22 protein-coding genes are annotated in these 25,299 nt (G+C 71.1%); 9 read left to right on the top strand and 13 right to left on the bottom strand.

The genetic code is table 11. From position 1 onward, the window contains the following. Window positions 1-118: 118 nt before the first annotated feature. Together ACFU5F_RS38190 and ACFU5F_RS38185 are read right to left on the bottom strand one after the other, a co-directional pair. Complete coding sequence (locus ACFU5F_RS38190) at window positions 119-766, bottom strand: DUF4360 domain-containing protein (protein WP_383897724.1); 648 nt, start codon at window positions 764-766, stop codon at window positions 119-121. Window positions 767-1,114: 348 nt separating this feature from the next. Next, entirely contained in the window at window positions 1,115-1,429 is a 315-nt protein-coding gene (locus tag ACFU5F_RS38185) for a hypothetical protein (protein ID WP_383897723.1), read from the bottom strand. A gap of 176 nt (window positions 1,430-1,605) precedes the next feature. Between ACFU5F_RS38185 and ACFU5F_RS38180 the strand changes: the two genes are divergently transcribed. The 6 genes from ACFU5F_RS38180 to ACFU5F_RS38155 all read left to right on the top strand — a co-directional run bounded on the left by ACFU5F_RS38180 (window position 1,606) and on the right by ACFU5F_RS38155 (window position 8,275). Next, a complete protein-coding gene (locus ACFU5F_RS38180; protein WP_383897721.1) occupies window positions 1,606-1,965 on the top strand; it encodes an arsenate reductase family protein in 360 nt (119 codons plus the stop codon). Window positions 1,966-2,126: 161 nt separating this feature from the next. Next, the gene (locus ACFU5F_RS38175; RefSeq protein ID WP_383897719.1) at window positions 2,127-2,819 is read left to right on the top strand and encodes a hypothetical protein; all 693 of its coding nucleotides are present in this window, start codon (window positions 2,127-2,129) and stop codon (window positions 2,817-2,819) included. 316 nt (window positions 2,820-3,135) lie between these two features. Beyond that, window positions 3,136-4,164 carry a glutamine synthetase gene (gene glnII, locus ACFU5F_RS38170; RefSeq protein WP_319365194.1) on the top strand — a complete coding sequence of 343 codons (1,029 nt, stop codon included), beginning with the start codon at window positions 3,136-3,138 and terminating at the stop codon, window positions 4,162-4,164. A 404-nt stretch (window positions 4,165-4,568) separates the two neighbouring features. Further along, on the top strand, window positions 4,569-5,315 hold the full coding sequence (locus ACFU5F_RS38165; protein ID WP_383897718.1) for a winged helix-turn-helix domain-containing protein: 747 nt from the start codon (window positions 4,569-4,571) through the stop codon (window positions 5,313-5,315). Window positions 5,316-5,398: 83 nt separating this feature from the next. After that, window positions 5,399-6,436 carry an NAD-dependent epimerase/dehydratase family protein gene (locus ACFU5F_RS38160; protein WP_383897717.1) on the top strand — a complete coding sequence of 346 codons (1,038 nt, stop codon included), beginning with the start codon at window positions 5,399-5,401 and terminating at the stop codon, window positions 6,434-6,436. 261 nt (window positions 6,437-6,697) lie between these two features. After that, window positions 6,698-8,275 carry a DUF1996 domain-containing protein gene (locus ACFU5F_RS38155; RefSeq protein ID WP_383897715.1) on the top strand — a complete coding sequence of 526 codons (1,578 nt, stop codon included), beginning with the start codon at window positions 6,698-6,700 and terminating at the stop codon, window positions 8,273-8,275. A gap of 88 nt (window positions 8,276-8,363) precedes the next feature. On the opposite strand, the gene ACFU5F_RS38150 is transcribed toward ACFU5F_RS38155, so the two are convergent. Further along, entirely contained in the window at window positions 8,364-8,816 is a 453-nt protein-coding gene (locus ACFU5F_RS38150; RefSeq protein ID WP_383897714.1) for a hypothetical protein, read from the bottom strand. Window positions 8,817-8,931: 115 nt separating this feature from the next. Between ACFU5F_RS38150 and ACFU5F_RS38145 the strand changes: the two genes are divergently transcribed. After that, window positions 8,932-9,234, top strand: coding sequence for a hypothetical protein (locus tag ACFU5F_RS38145; protein WP_383897712.1), 303 nt, complete (start codon window positions 8,932-8,934; stop codon window positions 9,232-9,234). Between the two features lie 196 nt (window positions 9,235-9,430). On the opposite strand, the gene ACFU5F_RS38140 is transcribed toward ACFU5F_RS38145, so the two are convergent. Further along, entirely contained in the window at window positions 9,431-9,664 is a 234-nt protein-coding gene (locus tag ACFU5F_RS38140) for a hypothetical protein (RefSeq protein WP_383897710.1), read from the bottom strand. 281 nt (window positions 9,665-9,945) lie between these two features. On the opposite strand from ACFU5F_RS38140, the gene ACFU5F_RS38135 reads away from it, so the two are divergent. Then, entirely contained in the window at window positions 9,946-11,889 is a 1,944-nt protein-coding gene (locus tag ACFU5F_RS38135; RefSeq protein ID WP_383897709.1) for a hypothetical protein, read from the top strand. A gap of 71 nt (window positions 11,890-11,960) precedes the next feature. Then, window positions 11,961-12,653 carry a TetR/AcrR family transcriptional regulator gene (locus ACFU5F_RS38130; RefSeq protein ID WP_383897707.1) on the top strand — a complete coding sequence of 231 codons (693 nt, stop codon included), beginning with the start codon at window positions 11,961-11,963 and terminating at the stop codon, window positions 12,651-12,653. Window positions 12,654-12,662: 9 nt separating this feature from the next. Here the strand turns inward: ACFU5F_RS38130 and ACFU5F_RS38125 are convergent, their stop codons facing one another. From ACFU5F_RS38125 to ACFU5F_RS38085, 9 genes are all read right to left on the bottom strand, one after another. Next, entirely contained in the window at window positions 12,663-13,019 is a 357-nt protein-coding gene (locus ACFU5F_RS38125; protein ID WP_383897705.1) for a 5-carboxymethyl-2-hydroxymuconate Delta-isomerase, read from the bottom strand. A gap of 4 nt (window positions 13,020-13,023) precedes the next feature. Next, window positions 13,024-14,631, bottom strand: coding sequence for a SpoIIE family protein phosphatase (locus tag ACFU5F_RS38120; RefSeq protein ID WP_383897726.1), 1,608 nt, complete (start codon window positions 14,629-14,631; stop codon window positions 13,024-13,026). Between the two features lie 84 nt (window positions 14,632-14,715). Continuing rightward, the gene (gene pulA, locus ACFU5F_RS38115; RefSeq protein WP_383897703.1) at window positions 14,716-20,160 is read right to left on the bottom strand and encodes a pullulanase-type alpha-1,6-glucosidase; all 5,445 of its coding nucleotides are present in this window, start codon (window positions 20,158-20,160) and stop codon (window positions 14,716-14,718) included. Window positions 20,161-20,273: 113 nt separating this feature from the next. Next, entirely contained in the window at window positions 20,274-21,656 is a 1,383-nt protein-coding gene (locus ACFU5F_RS38110; protein ID WP_383897701.1) for an alpha-amylase family protein, read from the bottom strand. A 225-nt stretch (window positions 21,657-21,881) separates the two neighbouring features. Next, window positions 21,882-22,754: a S8 family serine peptidase gene (locus ACFU5F_RS38105; RefSeq protein ID WP_383897699.1), complete on the bottom strand. Its 873-nt coding sequence runs from the start codon at window positions 22,752-22,754 to the stop codon at window positions 21,882-21,884. Between the two features lie 507 nt (window positions 22,755-23,261). Next, window positions 23,262-23,453, bottom strand: a complete 192-nt coding sequence (locus ACFU5F_RS38100) for a hypothetical protein (protein WP_383897697.1) — start codon at window positions 23,451-23,453, stop codon at window positions 23,262-23,264. 6 nt (window positions 23,454-23,459) lie between these two features. Next, window positions 23,460-23,651 carry a hypothetical protein gene (locus ACFU5F_RS38095; RefSeq protein WP_383897696.1) on the bottom strand — a complete coding sequence of 64 codons (192 nt, stop codon included), beginning with the start codon at window positions 23,649-23,651 and terminating at the stop codon, window positions 23,460-23,462. 89 nt (window positions 23,652-23,740) lie between these two features. Then, a complete protein-coding gene (locus ACFU5F_RS38090; protein WP_383897695.1) occupies window positions 23,741-24,712 on the bottom strand; it encodes a hypothetical protein in 972 nt (323 codons plus the stop codon). 94 nt (window positions 24,713-24,806) lie between these two features. Beyond that, window positions 24,807-25,064, bottom strand: coding sequence for a hypothetical protein (locus tag ACFU5F_RS38085; RefSeq protein WP_383897693.1), 258 nt, complete (start codon window positions 25,062-25,064; stop codon window positions 24,807-24,809). Window positions 25,065-25,299 lie beyond the last annotated feature (235 nt).

The raw sequence follows: 25,299 nt of genomic DNA, 5'->3' as shown, positions 1-25,299 counted from the left end.
CCGGTTTCTCGGCGGCGCGCACCCCCCGGGCCCCCCCGGCCCGCCCGCCCCCCCCCGCCCCCCCCGACCCCCACACGCGCCGGGTGCCCCCCGAGCAGGGGGCACCCGGCGAACCCGCTCACCCGGAGGGGCACTGCTTCCATGCCAGGTGATAGATCGTGCTGATGTCACCGTCCGTCGAGTCCATGGTCATGAAGCTCGTGCTGCCGGCCGGCGACGACCCCCGGTTGACCCGCAGCTCGGTGTTGATGTTGAAGTTGCGCTCCACGCCGCACGGCGCCCACACCAGCTGGGCCCAGTCGGTCTCGTCCGTGGCCTGCCAGTTGTCCTCCTTGGGGCCGGTGAACGTGTGGGTCCTGGAGGCCGTGTCCGGGGAGCCCTGGAAGTAGTACGAGGCCTTCTCCACGCCGCTCGCGCCGCGCGCGAGCGAGGCGAAGCCGCGGTAGTCGACGCTGGCGATGGCGTAGGTGAAGCCACCGGGCACGTGGACGATCAGGTTGAGCTGGCAGTTCTTGCGGAACGCGGTGGCCGGGGCGCCGCCGCCGACCTGGGCGAGGTAGTCGCTGTAGGTCACCGTGAACGCGGTGTTGTCCGGGGAGACGGCGACCGCGGCCGTGCCCTGGGGACAGCCGGAGCCGTTCACCGTCGCGACCTTGATGACGATCTTGTCCGGGGGCGGGTCCTCGAAGGGGGACTCGGCCTGCGCGGGAAGCGCACTGGCGAACAGGGCGGCTACGGCGCCGCCCAGGAGGAGACCACGAACCATGGGGGGTTCTCCCATCAGAGTCATGCACCTGTCAATAGACAGGCGCGAGGACCCCGCGGCCTGCGAGAGCACCGCCCGTGCGAACGCGGGCTGTGAAGCAGCTGTGAAGACCGAGGGGCGACCGCATCGTATGGACCCCGGACGGGCAGGACTAGAGCGATCTCCGGCCAACCCTGGCGGCCGGAGATCGCCCCTCCTCCCGGTCGGCCGGCCCCTCGCGCTCGCCGCCGCACCCCCCGGACACACCGGTACCGCCCACCCCTCACGGAGTGGACGGCACCGGCGGACCGGATGGACGCGGCCGCCGGCACGGACGTACCGCAGCGGCCGGCGCGCCCTCGCCGGTCGCTAGCGGCTGTAGCGCATCAGCGCCCGGACCATGTGGCACGTGGTGTCCGACGGCGGGTGCACTCCGATGACCTCCGCGGTGCTCCGGATCGTCTCGTTGCGCGCCTGGTTCGGCACGTGGACCCCGGAGTCGAGCAGGGCGATCGCGAGACGCATCGCCTTCAGGCGCCGGTTGTGGGTGATGTACCACTCGCGCGGACGGCCCGGCGGCAGGGTGTGCTTCACCACCGGCGCGTAGGGCAGGTCGAGCAGGACGGGACGCTGAGCGGTGGACTGGGTGGGCAGCGGCTTGGACTTCAGTGCGGCAGCGGGCACGGACATCCTCCTGTCGCGGTCTGGGCACCGCCGGAATCCCCCGTCGGCAACCCTCGAACACTGCTTCTATTTTACTACCCCCCACCGACAATCGCCCCTGGCCAGACGGCATCTGAGGGGTCCTGTGACAGACGTGGAACACGAGTTTTCGCGCTCGGTTGACTACCGTGGGCGGCATGGAGATCTGGATCAATCCCGCCTGTTCCAAGTGCCGCAGCGCGATCAGCCTGCTCGACGCCGAGGGCGCCGACTACACCGTCCGCCGCTACCTGGAGGACGTCCCGAGCGAGCACGAGATCCGCGCCGTACTCGACCGGCTCGGGCTCGAACCATGGGACATCACCCGCACCCAGGAGGCCGCGGCGAAGGAGCTGGGCCTCAAGGAGTGGGCGCGGGACGCCGGTTCGCGCGACCGGTGGGTCAAGGCGCTCGCCGAGCACCCGAAGCTCATCCAACGGCCGATCATCACCGCCGAGGACGGTACGGCGGTGGTGGCCCGCACGGACGAGGCCGTACGGGACGCTCTGTCCAGGTAGCGGGCGGTTCGCGCAGTCCACTCCCCCACCACGGCGTGACGTGGGTTACTTGAGAGTTTGCTGTGACCGTTGAGTAGCTTCGTTCGACATCTCGTACGTAGCGGCGTACTCGTCCCGATCCGGTGGCCGATCCGAAGGCCCGCCGGGAACAGGAGGCGCGCATGTCGCGTAGGAGAACGCTCGGCACGAAGAAGAAGGTCGCGCTGTTCGTGACCGCGGCCGCGGTGGCGGGAGGCGGGGCCTTCGCCATGGCGGCCACGTCGAACGCGGCGCAGACCGCGGCGGATTCCCGTGTCTGTCAGGGTCTGGCCACCGCGCTCGGCAACAACGAGCGGTTCATCGCGGATCAGAAGGCGAAGCCCGACGGGCAGTCGGCGGCCCGGATCGCCAACCGTGAGGCGGTCATCGCACAGATCAAGGTCCAGCAGGAGGCGTCGGACTGCGTGGTCGGGGAGTCGGCTCAGGGCTCCCAGGCCGCACCGCCGGCGCAGCCCGCCCAGCCGTCCGCACCGGCCGCGGAGACCGGGGGGTCGGCTCAGGACCCCCAGGGCGACGAGGCCGCGGGGAACGCGGGCGGCGCGGGTGACACGGGGAACGCCGAGGCCGGCCGGCAGGTCTGCAACGGCTCCACCGTCACCCTCTCCGGTGAGGGCGGCGCCCCGGCCGCGTCCAGCAACCAGTTCCCGGCGGGCACGAAGCTGCGGGTGACCAACCTGGACAACAACAAGTCCACGACCGTCGAGGTCACGTCGGTCTCCGGCAGTTGTGCCCTGCTGAACAACGCCGCCTTCGAACAGGTCCGGGAACCCGGCAAGTTCCTGATCCGCCGCGCGCTGATCGAGCAGGTGGGGTGAGACCGGCCCGGACGGCGGCACGTCGAGGTACGGAGCGGGCCCGCTCGTGACGGTGAGGTGACGGGAGGGCGACCGCGGTCCGGGGAGGCCGGCCATCGCGCGAAGCGGTGGCCGGCCTCGTACGTGCGTACGACCTGCGCGTCCGTCAGGACGTGAGTCGCGCCACAGCGACCCCAGGTAACACGGGGTTCACATTCGAGCAACGGCCGGGAAATCGCGTGTTGACAGGCTGCGCGGCATCAGCGCGGCGTTTCAGTGCCGCAGCGCCGCAGCACCCGCACATGCGCCTAGTGACCCACCCCGAAGGATGTGTCCCGTGACCTTCAAGGCTGAGTACATCTGGATCGACGGCACCGAGCCGACGGCCAAGCTCCGCTCGAAGACGAAGATCTTCGCCGACGACGCCAAGGGTGCGGAGCTGCCGATCTGGGGCTTCGACGGGTCCTCCACGAACCAGGCCGAGGGGCACTCCTCGGACCGCGTGCTCCAGCCGGTCTTCTCCTGCCCGGACCCGATCCGCGGCGGCGACGACATCCTCGTGCTCTGCGAGGTCCTCAACATCGACATGACGCCGCACGAGTCCAACACCCGTGCCGCGCTGCGCGAGGTGGCCGAGAAGTTCGCCGCCCAGGAGCCGATCTTCGGCATCGAGCAGGAGTACACCTTCTTCGACGGCGAGCGCCCGCTCGGCTTCCCGATCGGCGGCTTCCCGGCCCCCCAGGGCGGCTACTACTGCGGTGTCGGCGCCGACGAGATCTTCGGCCGTGACATCGTCGAGGCCCACCTGGAGAACTGCCTGAAGGCCGGCCTCGCCATCTCCGGCATCAACGCCGAGGTCATGCCCGGTCAGTGGGAGTTCCAGGTCGGCCCGGTCTCGCCGCTGGAGGTCGCCGACCACCTGTGGGTGGCCCGTTGGCTGCTCTACCGCACCGCCGAGGACTTCGACGTCTCCGCGACGCTGGACCCGAAGCCCGTCAAGGGCGACTGGAACGGCGCCGGCGCGCACACCAACTTCTCCACGAAGGCGATGCGCGAGGGCTACGACGCGATCATCACCGCGTGCGAGTCGCTGGGCGAGGGCTCGAAGCCGCTCGACCACGTCAAGAACTACGGCGCCGGCATCGACGACCGCCTGACCGGTCTGCACGAGACCGCCCCGTGGAACGAGTACTCCTACGGTGTCTCCAACCGTGGCGCCTCGGTCCGTATCCCGTGGCAGGTCGAGAAGGACGGCAAGGGCTACATCGAGGACCGCCGCCCGAACGCCAACGTCGACCCGTACGTCGTGACGCGGCTGATCGTCGACACCTGCTGCACCGCGCTCGACAAGGCCGGCCAGGTCTGACCCACCCGGGCTCCGCGAGCCCGCGCTCTCCGAGAGGGCGTTCACCGATCCGGTGGGCGCCCTTCGGCGTCCCCGGACCGGCGGGCGGATGTGATGTCAAAGAAGCGTCCAAGCCGTGAGAGGAGGCTGCTGCGACGGGCGTGTGTCTGCTTCAATGAACCCATGGCAGGCTTCCAGAACCCACGCGCGACGGGTCACCATGACCTGGAGCCCTTCTGGCCTTCCCGTCAGCACCACGACTTCGACCGGGTGTGTTGCCGCGCGACGAACGCGCCGGCCCTCTAAAGCCGTACACCCCGGCCTTCGGTCGGCGCGGAACGACGTACGCCCCTCGGCGGGACCGATCACGAACTCGGTCGCCGAGGTCTCCCGGACGAACTCCCGCGCGAAAGAGCTGACCTCTCATGGCGAACACCCGTTCTCTGTCGACCGCCGCCCCGCTGACCTCCGCGCCGGGCTCCGCGCCCGGGGCCGTCCCCTCGCCCGGCGCCTCCCCCCGGCACCGGCTGCGTGCCGTGGGCCGGGACGAGGTCGTGGACATCACGGACTTCCTGCCGCCGGGCGCCACCTGGCTGCCCGCACCCCAGCACACCCTGCCGACACTGCCCGGCCGGCCGCCGATGGTCGGCTACCTGGTGCTCCTGCCGGCCGACCAGCAGTCGCCGGTGCCGCCGTTCGCGGTCCCGGACGAGCAGCCCCTCGACCACGCCGGCGCGGCCGTCGGTGCCGGTACCGGTATCGATACCGCCGGTTCCGGTGCCGCCGGTTCCGGTGCCGCCGGTTCCGGTGCCGCCGGTTCCGGTGCCGCCGGTTCCGGTGCCGCCGGTTCCGGTGCCGCCGGTGCCGGTGCCGCCGGAGACGAGCTGATCCGGGTCGACACCGTGCGGCGCACGGCCGAGGTCGGCGGGCGTCCGCTCGACCTCACCTATCTGGAGTTCGAACTCCTCGCCCATCTCGTCACGCACCCCCACCGGGTGCACACCCGCGACCAGTTGGTCACCACGGTGTGGGGCTACGGGCATGTGGGCGACGGGCGGACGGTCGACGTCCACATCGCCCGGCTGCGCCGCAAGCTCGGCGCCGAGTTCCGTCAGGCGATCCGGACGGTACGACGGGTCGGGTACAAGTACACGCCCCCGCTGGGCCGTTGACGGGAACAGTGTCGTCCGGGGCCTGATCTGCCGAGAGCAGATACCCGTTCCGTACCGGCCGTCCGGCGGGCAGAGTCGGCGGTATGAGACTTCTGATGCTGGGTGGTACGGAGTTCGTGGGCCGCGCCGTCGTGGAGTCGGCGCTGGCCCGCGGTTGGGAGGTGACCGTCTTCCACCGAGGACGGCACGCACCTGTGGCCGGGGTGCGGTCGTTGCTGGGCGACCGCACCGCCCCGGACGGGCTCGCCGCGCTCGTCGACGCCTGTTCCACGGCCTCCGTGGACGGGGGCGGGTGGGATGTCGTCGTCGACACCTGGTCGGCGGCGCCGCGAGCCGTCCGGGACACCGCGCGCCTGCTGTCCGGCGTGGCCGAGCGGTATGTGTACGTGTCGAGCCGCTCGGTGTACGCCTGGCCACCGGCCGCCGGGCACGACGAGCGTGCGCCCCTGGTGGACGACGCTTCGGCGGACGCCGACGGGACCGACTACGCCCACGACAAGCGGGGCGGGGAACTGGCCGCGGTCGAGGCGTTCGGCGCGGACCGCTCGCTCCTCGTGCGCTGCGGTCTGATCCTCGGGCCGTACGAGAACATCGGCCGGCTGCCCTGGTGGCTCACCCGTGTCGCCCGGGGCGGCCCGGTCCTGGCGCCCGGCCCGCGCGACCTCCCCCTCCAGTACGTCGACGTCCGCGACCTCGCCGACTGGACCCTCGGCGCCGCGGAACGGGGAGCGGCCGGCGCGTACAACCTGACCGGCCCCACCGGTACGGCCACCATGGGCGAACTGCTCGACGCGTGCGTGCGGGTCACCGGTGGTGCGGCCGAACTCCGCTGGACGGCACCGGAGTTGATCCTCGGGGCCGGGATCGAGCCGTGGACGCAGCTGCCGGTGTGGGTACCCGAGGGGAGCGACCTGCACGACGCACTGCACCGGGCGGACGTGTCCCGGGCGGTACGGGACGGGCTCCGCTGCCGGGGCGTGGAGGAGACCGTACGGGACACCTGGGAGTGGCTGACGGGGCTCGGCGGAGTCGCGCCGCATCGACCGGACCGGCCGACGGTGGGGCTGGACGCGTCGGTGGAGGCGAAGCTGCTGGGGCTCCAACCGGGCGAACCGGCATGACGACGGCGGTTCTCGCGCATCTCGGCCAGAGCCACCGAAAGGTCCCCTTCCCGGGCCCCGTCGGCCTCTCTCGTCATGCACACGCCGTAGGGGATCGGCAACTCCCGGTGCCGTGCGGGGTGTTGAAACCAGTTTGTCCCGCGAATCTCTCATCAATTTCTGAGTCGCCTGAACACTCCTGGGACTTACCGCGTACTTGATGGAGCCGCTTCACTCCTGTCGGGCGCCTCGATAGCCCCGCAAGGAAGTCAGAGGAGTTCCATGGGACGCAACACACGCAAACGACGCTCGCCGCTGGCCGTTCGGGCCATTGCCGCATCCGCGGCGCTCGCGGTCGCGGGCGGCGGCCTGGTCTGGGCGAACTTCTACGCCTCAGCGGGCGAGTCGAAGTCAAGGCCGAACGCGACGCTGGCCTCCGCCCAGGTGGCCACCATCGCCTGCCCGGACGTCGGTCAGAAGCTGACGAACGTGCCGCGGAAGGCGCGCGCGGGAGTCGCCAAGGAGCTGGCGCTGCTGGACCGGCAGATCACCGAGGCGTACAAGCGCCTGGCTGACACGCGCCAGGCGCAGGCGGGCGACGCCAACTTCGTCAACAACGCCATTCTCGGCCCGCTGAAGTCGAAGCGGACGGCCACCATCGACCGGATCGGCATCAACATCCGGCGGGTGGGCGGCCAGGCTCCGCAGGGCATGGCGCAGCTCGCGGCCTGCCAGGGCAAGGGTGACCAGGCTCAGACCAACGCCGGCGGGGGCCAGGGTCAGAACCAGGGTGGCCAGAACAACGGCGGCCAGGGCCAGAACCAGGGCGGTCAGAACAACGGCGGCCAGGGCCAGAACCAGGGCGGTCAGGGTCAGAACCAGGGCGGTCAGGGTCAGAACCAGGGCAACAACGGGGGCCAGGTCGCCAACGGCCCCGTCGCGGCCGATTTCCAGGACATCACCCAGGTCCAGCCGAACGGCGGCCCGAAGGGTGTGAACGGGAACGGTTTCGCCGCGAACGGTGGCGGTGGTTCGAGGGGCAGCTTCACCACGAGCTGCGGCACCAACGGGAACGACAACCACAACTCGGACAACATCATCGTCGCTCCGGGTGTCGACAACGGTGCTCAGCACACGCACGACTACGTCGGCAACCAGAACAACAACGCCTTCACCAGCGACCAGCAGTTCCTCCAGGCCAACACCAGCTGCCAGAACCCGGGTGACAAGTCGTCGTACTACTGGCCGGTGCTGCGCCTGCAGGACGGTACGCAGGAGTTCGACGCGAACGACCTCGGTGGCGGTGCCGAAGGCAACGTCGGCAAGATCCTCCAGGCCAAGGAGGCGCAGCTGAAGTTCGTCGGCAACAAGAAGAGCAAGGTCGTCGCGATGCCGCAGGCCCTGCGCATCATCACCGGTGACGCCAAGGCCTTCACCAACGGCCTCAAGAACGCCAACACCAACTGGAGCTGCACCGGCTTCGAGGACCGTCAGCTGACGGACAAGTACCCGATCTGCCCGCCGGGCAGCTCCGTGGTGCGGACGTCCTTCTTCCAGAGCTGCTGGGACGGCCAGAACATCGACAGCGCCAACCACCGCACGCACGTGGCCTTCGTCCAGCAGGACGGCAGCTGCGCCAACGGATTCCAGGCGATCCCCCAGCTCCAGGCGCGCCTGGTCTACGACGTCCCGGCCCCGCAGATCCAGAACGGACAGGTCGTGAAGCCGTTCGCTGTGGACGGCTTCCCGGACCAGCTGCACAAGGCGATCACCGACCACAACGACTTCATCAACTTCTTCGACCAGAACACGATGAACAAGATGGTGCAGTGCATCAACAGCGGCAAGAACTGCAAGTAGTACCCGAGCGCTTCTGAGCCACAGAGAAAGTCGGCGGTGGGATCTCCCACCGCCGACTTTCGTCTTCCCCGGACCGCGCCCGGCACGGTCAGCCGCTGTGGCCGCTCCTGTTGTGGCTGCCACCGGGGTTCATGTGCTCGGACCCCTCCTGCATCTCCCCGCCCAGCGTGCCCTGCAGCCCGTTGACCGTCTTCTCCTTGCCGATGGCGACCCACTTGCGGCCGACAAGGTAGTAGCCGCCGTAGTCCTTGGCATTTTCGAGCCACTCCGCCTGACCCCGGTCGGTGGCGAAGGTCGCGAGGACGAACCTGCCGTCGAAGTCGCCGTCCTTGTTCGTGCACAGGGCCTGGCGGATGGTGTCCGCGTCCGTCTGCATGTCCGGCTTGCAGCCCACCTCGCCGGCGATGTGCTCCAGCGTCCCCGTCGCCGTCCTGGGGACAGCGGTCTCGGCGTCGTCGCCCGCGCCGCAGCCGGTCAGCGCCAGCAGGGCGGCGACCGCGCCGGCCGCGGCCCCCGCAAGCCTCTTCCTCGTCATGCTCATCCGTACCTCCGGGTCCGTTCAGGCGACATGAACGCGCCAGCTCCGTGCGCACCGTTGTTCACGGACGGTCACCCCGTCAGCGTGCCGCCACTGTCGACACACGGGGCACACAGACATGAACGGTCCGTCGCGACGCACGGTGCTGGGCTCGGCCGGTGTCATCGGCCTCGGGGCCCACCTGCGGTGGTCGGCCCCGGCCCACGCCGCTAAGAGCCCTGGCGAGGGCCCCGCCTTCGATACGGCTCCCGCGCGCTTGGCGCTCAATCGGCTGCTGCCCGGCCGTGCCGGACAGTTCCGGCTCAGTCTGCTCGACCGGAGCGGCACCGTCGACCGGTTCCTCGTCACAGGCACCAAGGGGGACATCCAGGACCGGGCCACCACACACGTTTCGCGATCTTGCGTTCAGGTGCGGCTGTGAAGGCCACGTCCTTGATGCGCCCGGCCACGGTCCAGATGGACACCCTGCGTTCGGCCATCTGCCAGGACAGCATCCGGTCGTCATAGGGCTGCGCGCCCTGCGGCCGGAAGGCGATCGGCTTCCCGGCAGCGCGCCGGTACCGCTTCGAGCCGGGCCCGCCCAGGTTCCCCGCCGTCAGGGTCGCCTTCAGCGTCGCTCACGCGCCACACGTCCGCTTGATCACATGCTGGGCGGCCTGCGCTCCCAGCCCCCACCGGGCCTTGATCTCGCCGTAGGTGTGCTCGCGCAGCGCGAGGTTCCGCTTCACGTCCTTCTCGAACGCCACGCCACTGGCCCAGCTCGCCGCCTCGCTACAGGCACGAAGAGTTGCCTCGAGGGCCGCCGCCTGCTCGGGCGTCGGCAGCAGCTTCACCTGCACCGTCAGCTTCACGATCACCCCACGTACACACAGGTACGACCACCCGTCGCATGTTCACCTCTGATCACCCGACCAGGCGAACCCGTCTCTGAGCGCACGTCCCTGCGGCTCCGCCGGAAACGACACCCGGCCGCTCCGCGGCCGAAGACCCGACAGCGATACCGCGGCGCCCCGCGAGGGACTGCGCGAGAAGCCCCACCGGAACCGCACCGCCCACCCAGCCCCCAGGCGCTCCCGCCCCACCCAGCGGAGCGCTGTGGTGACCATCGGACCATTCGCTCGTTTTGCTGAACGTGCAGTCACAGGATGTCGCCCCGCGCCCCGCATCGTCCCGCGCCCAGGAGTCGGTCGTGGACGTCGAGCAGGCGGAGGCCGCGCTCGTCGAGCACTATCCGCGTCTGGTCCGGCTGGCCTATCTGACGTTGCCGTCGGGCCTGGGCCGGAACCGCCGCGTGCTGACGGCGCACGCGCTGACCCAGCGGGCGTTGCCGAGGGGCCGCAGGTCCACGTCGCTCATCCCGGCGCAGGCGACGGGCGCGGACCGGGAGCGCAGCCCCGGGTACGCCTTCGTCCGGCTCCAGGTCGTCCGCACCGCCCTGGAGGCGGGCCTCCCGCTGCGTCGCCGGGCGTGGCCGAAGCGGTCCCAGCTGCCGCCGCTGCTGCCCCGGGTGTGGGGCCTCAGACTCTTCCCCCGTTCCGGAGGCGCCGACGAACTGGCCCTGGACCAGCGCCTGTCGGCGCTCTCCGCACCGGGACGCGCCGCCTACGTCCTGCGGGGTCTGGAGCGGCTCCCCGACCCGGTGATCAGGTCGCTCCTCGAAGAGGCGGGCGTCGACGCTCCGGCGGCCGCGCTGAAGGAGGCCGACTCGGTGCCGGCGCAGCAGTACGCGCTGCTCACCTCCCCCGAGTACGACCCCTGCTCGCTGCACGCCCGCCCCACCGATCTGATGCGCCGCCGCCAGCACACGAGGGCCGCGCTGGCCGCGACGGCCGCCGTGATCGTGTCCGGTGCGCTCCTCGGGCTGCCCGGGGAGAACTGGGGGCCCGACGGCGCGGCGGCGCCCTCGTACGCGCGGAACCCGGCGGCCCAGGCGGCACTCGATCCGGGGCAGCTGACGACGGCGACGGCCACGGCGTGGCGGGCGACGGGACGCACCGACTTCACCACCTGGCCCGCGCGCGGCGATCTCGTCAAGGACAGGGCGCTGCTGCGGCGCGCCCTCGCGGTCTGGGCCCGCCCCGGTGAGTCCGTGCAGGTCGCGGTCACCCTCGGCACTCAGGCCGGGCCCCCGCCCGGCCCACCGCGACTGCTGTACGCGGGCGTGGTCGACAACCTCCGGGTCGTCCTGCTCCACGACGGTCTGCGGATCGCCCGGTACGCCGAGCCCCTCACCGACCCGGGCGCGGCCGCCCTGGACCTGACCCGGGCCGACGGGGCGACCGGCGCCGGCGCGAGCGCCCTGGTGCTGGGCCGGTCCGACGGCAACGTCCGCTATCTCACGGCACCCTGGGTGCGTGGGGCTGCCGTACGGGATCTGGCGAAACCCGGTGCCCGGGTGCGCCCGCTCGCGCTGGCGAAGGACGGGACGACGGCGCCGTTCGCCAGTCCCGCGGTGCGGACCGGGGAGTGCCGGTCCTGGGACGTGCTGCAGGTCACCGATGCCTCGGGCGGTACGCGGCTGCTGACCGACCTGTTGGAGGTCACGCCGGCGCACCTCACGATCGGGCGCCCGTCGGCCGTTTCGGCGCGGCGTGACGCCTCGGCCGCGCCGGCGGTCTGGGCGCCCTTCGCCTGTTCCCTGGCCGCCGTACGGTCGCAGGGGGTGCGGACCGTGAACGCCTGGCAGTTCGCCCGCCAGCCGCTGCCCGACGGCAGCGGCACGGCCGACTGGGTGTGCACCCGCACCGAGACGTGGCGGGGCGCGGGCACGCGGGCGCTGGCCCAGTTCAACACTCCGGCGGGCGCGTATGTCACGGCCGCCGCGGACGAGGTTCCCGCCTGCGGTCCGGCCGACCCGCACGTCCTCGCGGCCGGCCCCTGGAAGTCGGCGACCGGCGACTCGTACGTGCTCGCCGCCGGGGGCAAGGACACGGTGTCCGTCGAACTGAGCGGCGGGGTGAGCGGTTCGGCTCCCGGCAACCTGCTCGCCGTACAAGCCGGGGAGGGCGTGCGGGCCGAGTTGAAGGGCAGGCTGGCGAACGGCCGGGAGATCAGCGGCCTGCAGTCCGCGCGGTGACCGCCCGCACGTCGGACATCTCCGCGCGATCCCGCCCCAGGCGGGCCGGAATCAATCGGTAGAGTGTTCGTATGCGAACCGGTGCGCGCCGCAGGATGGGTGTGGAGGAGCGGCGGCAGCAGTTGATCGGGGTCGCCCTCGAACTGTTCAGCCGGCGCTCGCCCGACGAGGTCTCCATCGACGAGATAGCGTCGGCGGCGGGCATCTCACGCCCGCTGGTCTACCACTACTTCCCGGGCAAACTCAGCCTGTACGAGGCCGCGTTGACGCGTGCTTCCGACGATCTGGCGAACCGTTTCGTGGAGCCGCGCCAGGGTCCGCTCGGTGCCCGGCTGCTCCGCGTCACGCACCGTTTCTTCGACTTCGTCGACGAGCACGGCCCCGGTTTCTCCGCCCTGATGCGCGGTGGCCCGGCCGTCGGCTCGTCCCGCACGAACGCCCTCGTCGACGGTGTCCGCCAGGCCGCCTATGTCCAGATCCTTTCGCACCTCGACGTCGAGACCGCCCCCGCGCGGCTCGAACTCGTCATTCGCTCCTGGATCTCCCTCGCCGAGTCCACGGCCCTCCTCTGGCTGGACGGCCGCCGCATCCCCCGCCAGGAGCTGGAGGTCCAGCTCGTGCACGACTTCGCGGCCCTGGCGGCCGTCAGCGCGGCCCAGGACGAGGAGATGGCCGCCCTGCTGCGCGGCATACTCGCCGACGAGCCGCACGACGGCCCGTTCAGCGACCTCGCGGGCCGTCTGGTGGCCCTGGGGCGCGGCTAGGGCCCTTGCTCAGACCTCGAACTTCCGGTACGACGGGTCGAGGTCCCGTACCTCCGCCGACGCGTGCAGCGCCAGGCCCGCCGCCGGCTTCACGTACTGCCGGACCAGCTCCAGCACGTTCTCGGTCAGCGTCACCTTCGTGTCGTCGGCGCGCCCGGCGAGCAGCCCCAGCGTGACGTGCACGATCGCGTGGCCGTCGGTGTCGGGCCCGACGACCGTGTCCTCGGTCGCCCGGAACTGCGTCTTGCACGCCTCCGGCTTCGCGGCGGCGGTCCGCACGACCTCCTCGTGCAGGGCCTTGGCGAACGTGGGCCGGTCGAAACCCTCGGCGAGGACGGCGGAGTAGTCAACAGTGATCTGCGGCATGAGGTCACCCTAACCGCAGCCGCAACGCCAGCATGGCGATGTCGTCCTCCCGGTCCCGCCCGAAACAGTGCAGCAGTGTGTCGCACAGCGCGGCCGGCCCCGCCGGGGCGTCCGCCGCGGCGGCCCGCAACTGCTCCAGGGAGAGCGCGAGATCGATGCCGCGGGTCTCGACGAGCCCGTCGGTGACCATGAGCAGCCGGTCCGTCGGCCGCAGCGACGCCTCCGTGGGCGCGGGCCGGTCGAGGCCGAGTCCGAGGAGGGGCCCGGCGGCCGGCAGGTACGCGGCCTCTCCGCTGTCGCGGACGATCAGCGGCGGGATGTGGCCCGCGTTGGCGACCCGTACACGCCCGCTGTCCGGCTCGACCAGGGCGAGACAGACCGTGGCGGTCAGGTCCGGGTGGTAGTGCTGGAGCATCCGGTCGAGCCGGTGGGCGAGCGCCGCGGGGTCGGACTCCTCGACGCAGTACGCGCGCAGGGCGTGCCGGATCTCCACCATCACGGTGGCCGCGTCCAGCGAGTGCCCGACGACGTCGCCGACGGCGGTGAGGACACCGCCGGGGGTGGACAGGGCCGCGTAGAAGTCGCCGCCGATCTCGGTCCTGCGGGAGGCCGGCACATAGCGGACGACGACTTCGAGGCCGGGGAACTCGGGCACCCGCTTGGGCAGGAAGCTGTGCTGGAGGGTGAGCGCGACATGGCGTTCGACCTGGTACATGAGCAGGGGCTGCGCGGCCAGCGCGGTGGCCTGGGCGAGACGCGCGACCAGGCCCGTGGCGCCGGTCGTCGCTCCCGGTCTGCCGGGCACGGGTGTGGCGACGCAGACGGGCGTGCCGCTCTCGGTGGGGGCCAGGACCAGCCGGGCGTCCTCGGTGACGCCGGGCCGGAAGAAGCCCGGGGGCCACAGGGGCGCCGGGACGACGGTGTCGTGCGGCCCGGGGTCGCCGTCGGAGAGTCGGCGCAGGAGCCGGGCCACGGCCTCGTGCGCGCCGGCGTCGGGCCGGGTGGTACGGGCCCGTGCCCGGGAGGTGCCGCTGTGGAGGTGGCCGTCCTCGCCGAGCACGAACACGGCGGCGGGCGTCCGGGTCAGCCGGGCGGCCCCTTCGGCGGCGGCCGCGGCCAGTTCCTCCAGGGTGCGGGCGGCCTGCACGTCGGCGATGGTCTCGGAGAGCAGGGTGAGCCGGCGGACGAGGGCCTCGGCGTCGTTGCGGGTCCGGGCGCCGCGCACGGCCGCGCGGACGACCGCCTGGATCTCCTCCGGCTCGGCGGGAACCGTCAGATAGGCCTCGCCGCCCGCGTCCAGCCCTCGGCAGCGGTCGACGGGGGCGACGGAGGCGGCGGAGAAGTGGACGACGGGCAGGGCCGCGGTCACGGGCCGTGCCTTGAGCCGGCGGCAGAGTTCGAAGCCGCTCATGTCGGGCAGGCCGACGTCGACGAGGGCCAGGTCGGGCAGGGTTCCGGAGCGGAGCCGCAGGTCGAGTTCGGCGAGGGCCTCCCCGGCGCTGGCGACCGGGACCACGCCGTGTCCGGCCCGGCGCAGGACCGCGCCCATCGCGTACCGGCCGGCGGCCGCGTCGTCGACCACCAGCACCGTGCTGCTTGCTCCGTCGGCCATCGGGCTCATGAGGCTCTCGTCGTCGCTGAAGCTCGGTTGGTGCGGGCTGTCCCCTCACCGCCCGCACCAACCAAGCTAGCGCTCCTACCGGTCGGTGCGCGCGAAGACCGCCACGGTTCGCCCCGGAACGGCGAAGGTCCCCGATTCCGCTTCGTACGACGACGCCCGGACGGTAGAGTCCGCCCCCGCCGCCTGCACCTCGTGCAGCGCGTACTCCGTGCCGGCCAGGTCGTCCACGGTCTGCTTCCGCCGCTCGGGAGTGGCGTTGAAGACGACGACGAGGTCACCGAGTGCCATGGTGATCACGCCCGGCGTCTCGTCCTTCCCCGACAGCGGGAACGACAGCTTCGACTGGACCTGTCCGGCCGTGCCGAGGGAGAAGACGTCCTCCGTCGTACGGATGCGCAACAGGTCCCGGTACGCAGCCGAGGCTCCCTCGATCTGCTCGCAGCCGACACCGACGGAGGTCAGCAGGGGCTTGGCGTAGGACCACTTGGACCGGTTGTCGGCGGCGAGGGGCAGGCCGCGCCCGAAGCCGTTGCCGTCCCGGCAGTCCCAGTGGATCGCGTTGAACCAGTCGCCGCTGTCGTACGAGTTCCGGTCCAGGGACTTGGACCGCAGCAGGTCGGTGCCCGCCTGGGAGAGCGCCGGGCCCTGCGAGAGGGCGGCCGTCGCCATCGCGAGGACCTGCATACGGGCCCGGTCGGCGGCGCTCGTGGAGGCCGGCAGCTTGAAGGCGAGCGCGTCGAACAGCGACTCGTTGTCGTGCGCGTCGACGTAGGCGAGGGCGTCGCCGGGGGCGTCCGCGTATCCGGCGGGGGCGCCGTTGTAGTCGACCTCGGAGCCCCTGACCTCCTTGCCGTCGGTGTCGGTGAACCGGTAGTGCGCGAGGTTGCCGCTCAGACCGACCTTGATGAGGTCCTGGTAGTGCAGCAGCCGGGCCTTCTGCTCGGCCCCAGTGCCGTTGTCCGCGGCGGAGTTGGGGTCCGTCCAGAGGCCGGACGCGAAGCCCTGGACGCCGGGGTCCTCGTCGAAGGGGCCGCCGCCGCGTACGGCGTCACGGGCGCGGTCGGAGAAGGTGGCGACGCCCGTCCCGGCCATGTTCTTCTGCGTGGCCTGGACGAAGCGAGCGTCGTCGGCGACCTCGCCGAAGTTCCAGCCCTCCCCGTACAGGATGATCTTCTTCCCGTCGACCCCGTCCTTCTTGAGGGTGAGGGCGTCGAGGGCCTTGCGGACGGCCAGGATGTTGGCCTTCGGATGGTGGCCCATCAGGTCGAAGCGGAACCCGTCGACCTTGTACTCCTTGGCCCAGGTGACCATCGAGTCGACGACCAGCTTGCCCATCATGGTGTTCTCGGGCGCGGTGTTGGCGCAGCAGGTGGAGGTGGCGACCGAGCCGTCGGCGAGGAGCCGGTGGTAGTAGCCGGGGACGACCTTGTCGAGGACGCTCTTGTCGGCCTGGCCGCTGGCCGGGGTGTGGTTGTAGACCACGTCCAGTACGACCCCGAGGCCGTCGGCGTTGAGCGCCTTCACCATCTTCCGGAACTCGACCGTGCGCCGTGTCCCGTCCGGGTCGGTGGCGTACGAGCCTTCCGGGACCGTGTAGTGGTAGGGGTCGTAGCCCCAGTTGAAGCCGTCCTTCGCCGCGGCCTTGGCCACGCACTCCTGCTGCTTCTCGGAGTCGGCGGGGTACGAGCCGAGATCGCAGTCGACGGTCGCCTGATCGGCCTTCCTCTCGGGGATGGTGGCGATGTCGGCGACGGGCAGCAGATGCACGTACGACGTTCCGGCCTTCGCCAGTTGCCGCAGGTGCTTGGAGCCGTCGCTGCCCTTGTCGGTGAAGGCGAGGTAGGTGCCCTTGTCCTTCGCGGGCACGGTGCCGTCACCGATCGAGAAGTCCCGGACGTGCAGTTCCTGGATCTGCGCGTCCTTCAACGGTACGGCCTTGGGTTTGGTGTACGACGACCAGCCGCTCGGTGCCAATGACTTGTCCGTCAGGTCGACGACGAGGCTGCGCTCGGAGTCGGCGGTCAGAGCGAGGGAGTACGGGTCGGTGACCTTGTTGGTGACGATCTTCCGGACGCTGGGCGCCCACACCTTCACGACGTACCGGTAGGGCTTGTTCTTCCAGGACTTCTCACCCGTGACGGACCAGACGCCGGTGGCGTCGTCCCGCTTCATGGAGAAGGCCTTCCCGTCGAGTTCGAGCTTCACCGACTGGGCCGTGGGCGCCCAGACGGCGAGGGTCGGACGGCCCTTGCGGAACGTGGGGCCGAGGTCGGCGGCCGATCCGTCGTAGAGGTCGTCGAGCACGCCGGCGATCTGGACTCCCGTCGCCGTGAGCACGGCGCCGTTGGCCGCGCGCTGGGAGGCGACCAGCTGGCCGCGCAGGGCTTCACGGACCCGGTCGCGGTCGCGCGGGTCGACGGTCCACGCGGTGTACGCCTTCAGGTGCGGGAACCTCGCCTTCTGGGCGTCGGTGAGGGCCGACCTGGTCAGGCGCAGCCACCGCTCGTCGGTGCTGGTGAGAGCGCCGTCCTTCGCCGTGATCGAGCCGGAGCGGGAGTACAGCAGCTGGGTGGAGGCGGCGGTGTCGTTCCCGTTCCAGGCGACGGTGTTCCGGTCGATCCAGACCGCCTTGGAGGTGGTGAGGTCGAGGGCGGCGGCGGACCCGGCGGGCTGCGGGAGCAGGTACTTCTCCTGCCCGCTCAGCAGCCACACCTCGTGCCCGTTGGTCCTGAGGTCGAGTGCCTGGTCGGTGGGGAGGTCCTTCTCGTCGCCCCTGTGGAGGATGTAGCTGAGGCTGGTGGCCCCGTCGGTGAGGGGCACCTCGAAGACGGCGCCGTAGGCGTCGGTCCGCACCGGCTCCAGGGGCTTCGACCAGTCCGTGGGGTTCGCGGCGCCGGACCAGACGTGCAGGCCCCAGCCGTCGTGGTTCCCGTCGGCGCGGTGGTAGTGGAGGACGGCCTTGGTCTTGTCCTGCTCGGGGTAGTCGCCGGCCGGCTTCTCCGTGCGGACGGCCTCCTTGCCCTGCTCGACCCAGATCTCACCCGTCTTCGTCACGTCGATCGAGCGGTCGGCGGAGACGTCCTTGGTGCCGTCCTTGTCGATGACGAGGTAGTTGACGCTCGTGGCACCGGGCTTGAGCTTCACGTGGGCGAAGGCGCCGTACGCGTCCCGCCCGATGAAGTCATGGCCGTCGGGCCAGGTGGTCTCCTCCCCCTCGGCGATGTCACCCCAGGCGTACAGCCGCCAGTCGGTGTAGTCGCCGTCGGCGCGCTTGTAGTGGACGATCGCGTGGTCGCGCGAGGAGGCGGTGGGGATCTCGGGGGCGGGCGGGGTGCCCGTGGTGGAGGTCGCGGTGGCGCTCGCCGTACGTCCGGTTCGGTCGATCACCACTGCTTTGTACCGCAATGCGGTGCCGGCCGGAACGCCCTCGCCGATGATCTGGGTGACCTTGTAGGGGGCGTGGTCGGCGGAGCCCAGCGTCTTCCACTTGCCGTTGCCGACCTGAGCGGCGAAGACGACCCGGTTGAGCTGCCCGCCGTCGACATCGGCGCCGATCTCGACCGTGCCGGTGGCGCCGGAGGCCGGGGCGTCGAGCGTGAGGGACGGCTTGGTTGCGGGCTTCGCGAGGGAGCCGGCGGCCTTGAGGACGATCGCCGAGCGGGCCGGGACGGTCACGGTGACCTTCTTGTCCGCCCCGCTCGTCACCTTGCCGTCGGTGCCGTAGACGCCCCGGAAGGTCATACGGGCCGACCCCGTGGCGAAGGTGGCCTTCTCGGCGTGGTCGGCGTTGTTGAAGGCGACGACGTACTCGGTGCCGGTCCGGGCGTCGGTCCGCGAGAAGGCGTAGACACCCGCCCCGTCGGCCGCGTGGCGCTCGGTCTGGACGCCGTCGGCGAGGGCCGGGTGGGCCCTGCGGAGCCCCGCGAGCGCGCTGATCTGCCGGTAGAGCGGCGCGCTCGTGTCGTACGCGTCCTCGGCGTGCGTACGCTCCGTGCCGAGCTGGTCGTCGTCCAGGTAGTCGGCGGTCTTCGAGGCGAACATCGTCTGGCGGGCGTCCTTGTCGCCGCCCGCGCCGGTGAAGCCCTGCTCGTCGCCGTAGTAGACGACCGGGTTGCCCCGTCCGAGGAACATCAGTTCGTTGGCGAGCCGGTCCTTGGCGAGCAGTTCGGCGTCGGTGGCCTTGGGGTCGTCCTGCTTGAGGAAGGTCCCGATGCGGCCCATGTCATGGTTGCCGAGGAAGGTGACCTGCTCGTAGGCGTTGGCCTTGTCGGTCGTGTACCGGTAGTCGTCGCCGAAGACCGAGGCCAGCTTCTTCGCGCTGCCGCCCTGGGAGGCGTACGAGCGCGCCGCGTCCTGGAAGGGGAAGTCGAGCGTGGAGTCGAGGCGGCCCTGGGTGACGTACGGGGAGGTCACGGCGGTGTCGGCGGAGTAGACCTCGCCGAACATGAAGAAGTCGTCGCGGCCCTTCTTCGCGGCGTACGCGTCGAGCGCGGTGGCCCACTGCGTCCAGAACTCCATGTTCACGTGCTTCACGGTGTCGATCCGGAAGCCGTCGATGTCGAAGTCCCGCACCCACTTCTCGTAGATCTTCTCCATGCCGGAGACGACCTCGGGGCGTTCGGTCCACAGGTCGTCCAGCCCGACGAAGTCGCCGTGGGTGGCGGACTCGCCGGCCCAGGTGGAGTCGCCCCGGTTGTGGTACATCGTCGGGTCGTCGAGCCAGGAGGGGACCTTGGTCTTCTTCTTGGCCACCGGGACGACGGGGGTCCGGGGGAAGGAGTCCCGGCCGACGGACGGGAAGTCCTTCGTCCCGGCCGCGTACTCGGTGTCGTCGAAGGGCTTCCCGTCCTTGCTCAGGTAGGGGAAGGCTCCCTTGGAGAGGTAGTCGTAGGACTTCTCCTCGTTGTCGACGACATCGGCGGTGTGGTTGGTGATGACGTCGAAGAAGACCTTCATGCCCTTGGCGTGCGCCTTGGAGATGAGGGTCTCCAGGTCCTTGTTGGTGCCGAAGTGCGGGTCGACCTGGGTGAAGTCCGTGATCCAGTAACCGTGGTAGCCGGCGGAGGCGTTGGCCCCCGTCCCCTGCACGGGCTGGTTCTTGAAGATCGGGGCCATCCAGATGGAGGTGGTGCCCAGGCCCTTGATGTAGTCGAGCTTCCTGGTCAGGCCCTTGAGGTCGCCGCCCTGGTAGAAGCCCTTGTCGGTGGGGTCGTAGCCGGTGGCGAGGCGTGAGCCTGTCAGGCCGCCCCTGTCGTTCGCCCGGTCGCCGTTGGCGAAACGGTCCGGCAGGACGAAGTAGAACTGCTCGCGGGTGAGGTCGTGGCGGGCGGCGGACTTCGCCAGCTTCGCGTCGGACGGAGGCGCGGGCGGCGCGGCGGCTCCCGCGGCTCCGGCGGCTCCCGCGGTGAGGGGCTGCACGAGCGCCGCGGTCAGCGCGGTCACGGTGACCGCGCCGACCGCCGCGGCCCGTCCGGCGTGGGTGGTTCGGCGCCTCGACGGCGCCGGCCATCTCGGTATCACGGATGGACTCCTTGCGATGACGGCTCTGGTGGGTCCGACCCCGCGCGACCGTATCGCCGCCGAAAGCGTTTCAGCAAGAGGCTTGAAAGTATCGGCAAGGTCTTACAAGCGCGTCAGCAGCTGCTCTTGCCCGCGTAGATCGCGAGAGCGGTGTGGGAGCCGAGGGTCGCGGTGAACTGGCCGGAGCCGTTCACGCTGACCGTCGTGTTGTTCTGCACGTTGCAGTAGGTGCCCGCAGCGAGGGAGGTCTGGTACGTGCGGCTGAGGCTGCTCGACTCGTGGTTGACGGCCACGAAGCCCTTGCTGCCGCGCCCGAACGCGATCGCGTCGCCCCCGTTGTCCCACCAGTTGGTGACGGCCTCGCCGCGGGTGGCGTTGCGGAAGGGGACCATGCGCATGATCTCCGGCCAGGCGTGCTGGCACTTCCAGCCGTTCTGCCAGCAGGCGTCGACCGCACCGCCGCCGGGCGGGCCGGCGTCGTGGTCGGTGAACTCGTACCCGGAGTTGATGTCGGGCGCGCCGTACGGGTAAGCCAGCATGAAGACGTTGGCCAGCGTGTAGGTCGCGTTGTCCTTGTAGCTGAGGGTGGAGCCGTTGCGCTCGGTGTCGTGGTTGTCGACGAAGACCCCGGCGACCGAGCTGTTCATGTACCCCCAGCCCTCCCCGTAGTTCTTCAGGTAGGCGAGGTTCTCGTTGGTGAAGACCCGCTTGAGGTCGAAGGCGTACCGGAACTCCTGCACGTCCCCGTTACCGGTGTACTCGCTCGGCCGGACGGCCTCCCCGGAGCCGTAGATGACCTCCTGCTTCCAGTACACGGAGGGGTTGTTCAGCCGCGACTTGATGTTGGCGAGGTCGGCGGCGGGGATGTGCTTGGCGGCGTCGATCCGGAAGCCGTCGACACCGTGCCCGAGCAGGCTGTTCATGTACCCGGCGATGGCCGACCGGACGTACTCCTCGCCGGTGTCCAGGTCGGCGAGGGTGACGAGTTCACAGTTCTGGACGTTGGCGCGGTCGGTGTAGTCGCTGATCGTGGCGGTGCAGTCGTCGAAGTCGAAGGAGGAGTACAGGCCGGGGTAGGTGTACTTCGTGTACGACGAGCCGCCGGTTCCCGTGCCGCTCCCGGCCGCCATGTGGTTGACGACGGTGTCGACGACGACCTTGACGCCGGCCGCGTGGCACGTGTCGACCATGGCCCGGAAGGCGGTGGCGTCACCGAGGCGTCCGGCGATCCGGTAGCTGACCGGCTGGTACGACGTCCACCACTGCGAGCCCTGTATGTGCTCGGCGGGCGGCGAGACCTGGACGTAGCCGTAGCCGTTCGGGCCGAGGGTGGTGGTGCACTCCTCGGCGACGGAGGCGAAGTTCCATTCGAACAGGACGGCGGTCACGTCCTTGGTACCGGGCGGCGACGCGTACGCACTCCCGGCGGGCGCCGCGAGGGCGATCGACGCACCCGCCGCGAGAGCGAGCGCGCCGGACAGGGTTCTGCTGGTCATGTGTGGGGTCCTTCTCCGTTGAAGGGTCCGAAGGGCGGGGCGCGGAGGCCGTGAGAGGCCCGTGCGGCAAGATCCCTTGCCGGTTCTTGCTGCAAGATGGCTGAAAACTTTCAGCCGTCAGGAAGGTACGAGTCCACTTGACGCACGGTCAACCCTCCGGACACGCCTTCTTCACATGCCCGAAATCTCTTCACAGGGTGGGGTGTTGGGGCGGGACGGCCCTTGTCACCGGCTCCGCACTCCACCGGGATCACGGAGTGCCTGGTACGCGGCCCACGCGTCCAGCAGCGGCGGGGTCACCGAACGCCGGGGGCCGGGGCCGTGGGTGACGGCGTAGCGTACGGCAGCCGGGGTGGCCTGCGGAAAGGCCGAGCGGAGCAGGGCGAAGGCACCGGCGACGAAGGGCGCGGCGGCGCTCGTACCGCTGAGGACGAAGGGGCGGCCGCCGGGCCCGGGGCCCGGAACGCGGTCGCCGGGGGCGCCGACTCCGTGGCGGCCGATGGACATGGCCAGGTTGGACCGGGGCATGGGATGCCCGGCCCGGTCGTACGCGATCACCGGGACGACCCACGGGTGGTCGGTGAGGACGGAGGAGCCCACCCTGCCCTGGTTCCCGGCGGCGACCACCAGGATCACGCCCCGGTCGGCGGCATGGTCGAGTGCCGCCTCCAGCGCGTGGTCGCGGACACCGGACGGCGCGGGCTGGGCCATGCTGAGGTTCACGATGTGGGCGCCCGCGTCGACGATCTCCGTGAGCGCCCTGGCCAGTTCCCCGGTGCGCACACCGGAGAGACAGGTCGCCGGACCGTCGTCGGTGGGGTGGTCCGTGAACAGGGGCCGGGACAGGAGGGTGCAGCCGGGGGCGACGCCGCCCTCGCCGGCGAGGATGCCTGCGACGGCGGTGCCGTGCGCGCAGCAGACGTCGGCGCGACCGCACCGTCCCGGGCCGGCGGCCCGGCCCAGCTCCCGTACCGGGTGGCCCGCGAACGCGGGGTGGTCCACGGCGACTCGGCCGTCGATCACCCCGACGACGACCGAGGGCAGGCCCGAGGTGTGTGCCATGAGCGGCGTGAGGCCGACCAGGTCCACGGGGTCCATGGCACGCCCCTCTCCTCCGGGCCGCTCGACGGTACGACGGTCCACCCCGTCACGGGCTCGGGCTCGGGTGGGAGGCAGGCTGTGAGGCAGTTCTCCGCGCAGCGGTTCAGGCAGTCGCCCGCCTCGTAGGGCGGCACGTCCTGGCACTCGTCGGCGCAGAGGTTGGAGCACAACGTGGCGCAGTGCGTGTCGAGTTGGGCGTACAGCCGGTCGTCGACCCCGCCGTCCCGCCGGACGGGCGGGACGGGCGGGACGGGCGGGACGGGCGGGACGGGCGGGACGGGAACCGCTGCAGTGAACCCGGGGAGGGTCATGACGTGCCTCCCCACCACGCCGGATCCCGGCACCGGTCCGCCAGGCAGGCGGCGTAGCACGCGTCGACGTCGTCGAACCCCTCGCAGCGCGACCTGCAGTCAGGGCCCTCCACGCGCTCGCAGGTGATCTCCTGCGGGTGCAGGAGATCACCCGGGCCGGCGGGGGCGGAGCGCCGTGCGAATCCGGGGAAGGTCACGACGATCCCCAGGAGCCGGAGCAGTACTCCTCGATGCACTCGCGCACGCAGAGGGCGGGGTTCCAGGAGTCCTCGCACGCGGTCTCGCACGGCGGGCGCTGTTCCTCCTCGCAGGTGATCTGCTGGGGGACGACCCGGTCACCTGCCGTCACACGCGCCGGTGTCCAGGTGAATCCGGGCAGGCTCATCACGGGTCACCACTTCTCCGCGCAGAGCCTCGCCAGGCACTTCCGTACGCACGCGGCGGGGTGGTGGGAGTTCCGGCACTGGTGGCGGCAGACTGGCCTCAGTTCCTCCTCGCAGGTGAACTGCTGCGCAACGAGCAGATCACCGGCGTTCGCTCCGTGTGCCGCCGTCGGCTCGACGGCGAATCCGGGGATACGCATGTCCGTTCGCCTCTTCTCCCTCTCGTGTCGGTCGTGTCGGTCGTGTCGGTCGTGTCCGTCTCTCCGTCGTCTCGGTCGGGTCCTGTCGCTCAGCGGTCGTAGTAGCGCTGGACCGGGGTCACCCGGTAGGGGAACAGCCCGGAGACGCCGACCCGGACGAACAGCTTCTCGGTGACGTTGGTCTGGCGGTGGGTGTAGGAGAGGACGACCGTGACGACGCTCTGGGCCCCGACGCTGAGCCGGGAGGGCGCCGCTTCCACCTCGGACAGGGTGTAGCCGTCGGCGCGCAGCTCACTGGTCTTCCGGTAGATCTCCTGCTCCCGCACCGTCAGGTAGTTGAGGGCCCGGTGGGTCGGGTCGAGGCCGGCGTTGTTGTTGAGCTGGAGCACCCGGTCGAGCACGTCCTTGGCGGTCTTCTCGAACTCCTTGCGGGAGGTGTCGTCGGGGCGGTCGATCGCCTCGATCAGCTCCCTGCTGTCGAAGGCCCAGATCTTCTCGACATGGACGACCGGGACGGAGAGTCCCTGACAGGCGCCCGGCGGCACGAGCGGGCCGAGGGTGCCGACGACCACGGCGAGGTCGCGGCGGTCCCGTACGGGGCGCAGGGCCTCCACCAGGTCGTCCAGGCCCGCGGGTTCGACGGGCTCCAGCACATAGGCGTCGACGCCCTGGACGGCGAGGACGTAGCACATCTGGCGGGCGAGGTAGCGGTTCTCCGGAGCGGACAGGACCCGGTACAGCGCGTCGGCGTCGGTGGCGTCGCGGCTTCCGTCCGCCCCCGCCACCTGCGAGAACTCGTGCTGGACGGAGAGATCGGGGAACACGGCGCGCACACGTCCGAGGACATAGACGTAAGCGGGACCGGTGTCGCCGTGGCCCGTCCCGCCGCTCTGGTGGGAGTCCGTCTCGGCGCAGCCGCAACAAGCCTGGGTGACGCGGGACTCGCCGGACACGGGACGGGCGTCGTCGGGATCGGACACCGGGGCCGGGGGCGCCGATCGTGGCCCGACCTCCGGCGGAGGACTCGTGTCGGTGACGCCGTCGGTGATCTCCGGGTCCATGGGTCACTCCTCACGCACGCTTCGTCGGGCTCCCGGCCCGGCGCGGTCGCGCACCGGGCATCCTGGTCGTGCACGCACGCGCCTCGCGCGGTGCTCAGCGTTCTCGTCCGCCCTCGATCGTCATCCACCGGTTGAGGGCCGCGGCCCTGCGCGCGCAGCCGCCGCAGGGCCGGATCCCCACCGCCGCGGTCACGCGGGTGACGGCGTCGCCCAGTCCGATGTCCCCGTCCGCACGGGCGAAGCCGGGGATGCGGACCCGGTGGGGGGACCGGTCGGGAGGGGACGGCTCGTGCGCGTCGCGGGCCGCGGTCTCCTCGGCCGGGTCCGGACCGCTCGTTGTACCGTCAACCATCTAGCTCACTTCCCGGTGTTGGCCGATCTCACCGTTGTCCCCGCCGTGCCCCCCACCTCCTTCCACTGTGCTCCTGAGGCACGCGGGACGCACCCCGGCCGTACGCGCGCGGCGCGGACGCGGCAGGGCCCGCCGCCCCGGTGCGGGGCGGCGGGCCCGGGAGACCGGCCGCGGGGACGCCCGCGGCCGCCCTTGCCGGGCGGCTCCGCCGGTGGTCCACCAGACCGGCGTGTCG

This window comes from Streptomyces sp. NPDC057438, assembly GCF_042802995.1.
Lineage (GTDB): Bacteria > Actinomycetota > Actinomycetes > Streptomycetales > Streptomycetaceae > Streptomyces.
Note: the sequence above shows the minus strand (reverse complement) of the source record. Positions and strands in the feature narration are given on the sequence as shown.

Excerpts from the sequence above, each read along its gene's own strand:
- ACFU5F_RS38130 (WP_383897707.1), top strand. The coding sequence starts at position 11,961 with ATGCGAACCGGTGCGCGCCGCAGGATGGGTGTGGAGGAGCGGCGGCAG.
- ACFU5F_RS38100 (WP_383897697.1), bottom strand. The coding sequence starts at position 23,453 with ATGAGCCTGCCCGGATTCACCTGGACACCGGCGCGTGTGACGGCAGGT.
- ACFU5F_RS38105 (WP_383897699.1), bottom strand. The coding sequence starts at position 22,754 with ATGGACCCCGTGGACCTGGTCGGCCTCACGCCGCTCATGGCACACACC.
- ACFU5F_RS38160 (WP_383897717.1), top strand. The coding sequence starts at position 5,399 with ATGAGACTTCTGATGCTGGGTGGTACGGAGTTCGTGGGCCGCGCCGTC.
- ACFU5F_RS38145 (WP_383897712.1), top strand. The coding sequence starts at position 8,932 with ATGAACGGTCCGTCGCGACGCACGGTGCTGGGCTCGGCCGGTGTCATC.
- ACFU5F_RS38165 (WP_383897718.1), top strand. The coding sequence starts at position 4,569 with ATGGCGAACACCCGTTCTCTGTCGACCGCCGCCCCGCTGACCTCCGCG.
- ACFU5F_RS38085 (WP_383897693.1), bottom strand. The coding sequence starts at position 25,064 with ATGGTTGACGGTACAACGAGCGGTCCGGACCCGGCCGAGGAGACCGCG.
- ACFU5F_RS38190 (WP_383897724.1), bottom strand. The coding sequence starts at position 766 with ATGGTTCGTGGTCTCCTCCTGGGCGGCGCCGTAGCCGCCCTGTTCGCC.
- ACFU5F_RS38175 (WP_383897719.1), top strand. The coding sequence starts at position 2,127 with ATGTCGCGTAGGAGAACGCTCGGCACGAAGAAGAAGGTCGCGCTGTTC.
- ACFU5F_RS38125 (WP_383897705.1), bottom strand. The coding sequence starts at position 13,019 with ATGCCGCAGATCACTGTTGACTACTCCGCCGTCCTCGCCGAGGGTTTC.
- ACFU5F_RS38150 (WP_383897714.1), bottom strand. The coding sequence starts at position 8,816 with ATGAGCATGACGAGGAAGAGGCTTGCGGGGGCCGCGGCCGGCGCGGTC.
- ACFU5F_RS38095 (WP_383897696.1), bottom strand. The coding sequence starts at position 23,651 with ATGCGTATCCCCGGATTCGCCGTCGAGCCGACGGCGGCACACGGAGCG.
- ACFU5F_RS38090 (WP_383897695.1), bottom strand. The coding sequence starts at position 24,712 with ATGGACCCGGAGATCACCGACGGCGTCACCGACACGAGTCCTCCGCCG.
- ACFU5F_RS38120 (WP_383897726.1), bottom strand. The coding sequence starts at position 14,631 with ATGGCCGACGGAGCAAGCAGCACGGTGCTGGTGGTCGACGACGCGGCC.
- ACFU5F_RS38155 (WP_383897715.1), top strand. The coding sequence starts at position 6,698 with ATGGGACGCAACACACGCAAACGACGCTCGCCGCTGGCCGTTCGGGCC.
- ACFU5F_RS38180 (WP_383897721.1), top strand. The coding sequence starts at position 1,606 with ATGGAGATCTGGATCAATCCCGCCTGTTCCAAGTGCCGCAGCGCGATC.
- ACFU5F_RS38110 (WP_383897701.1), bottom strand. The coding sequence starts at position 21,656 with ATGACCAGCAGAACCCTGTCCGGCGCGCTCGCTCTCGCGGCGGGTGCG.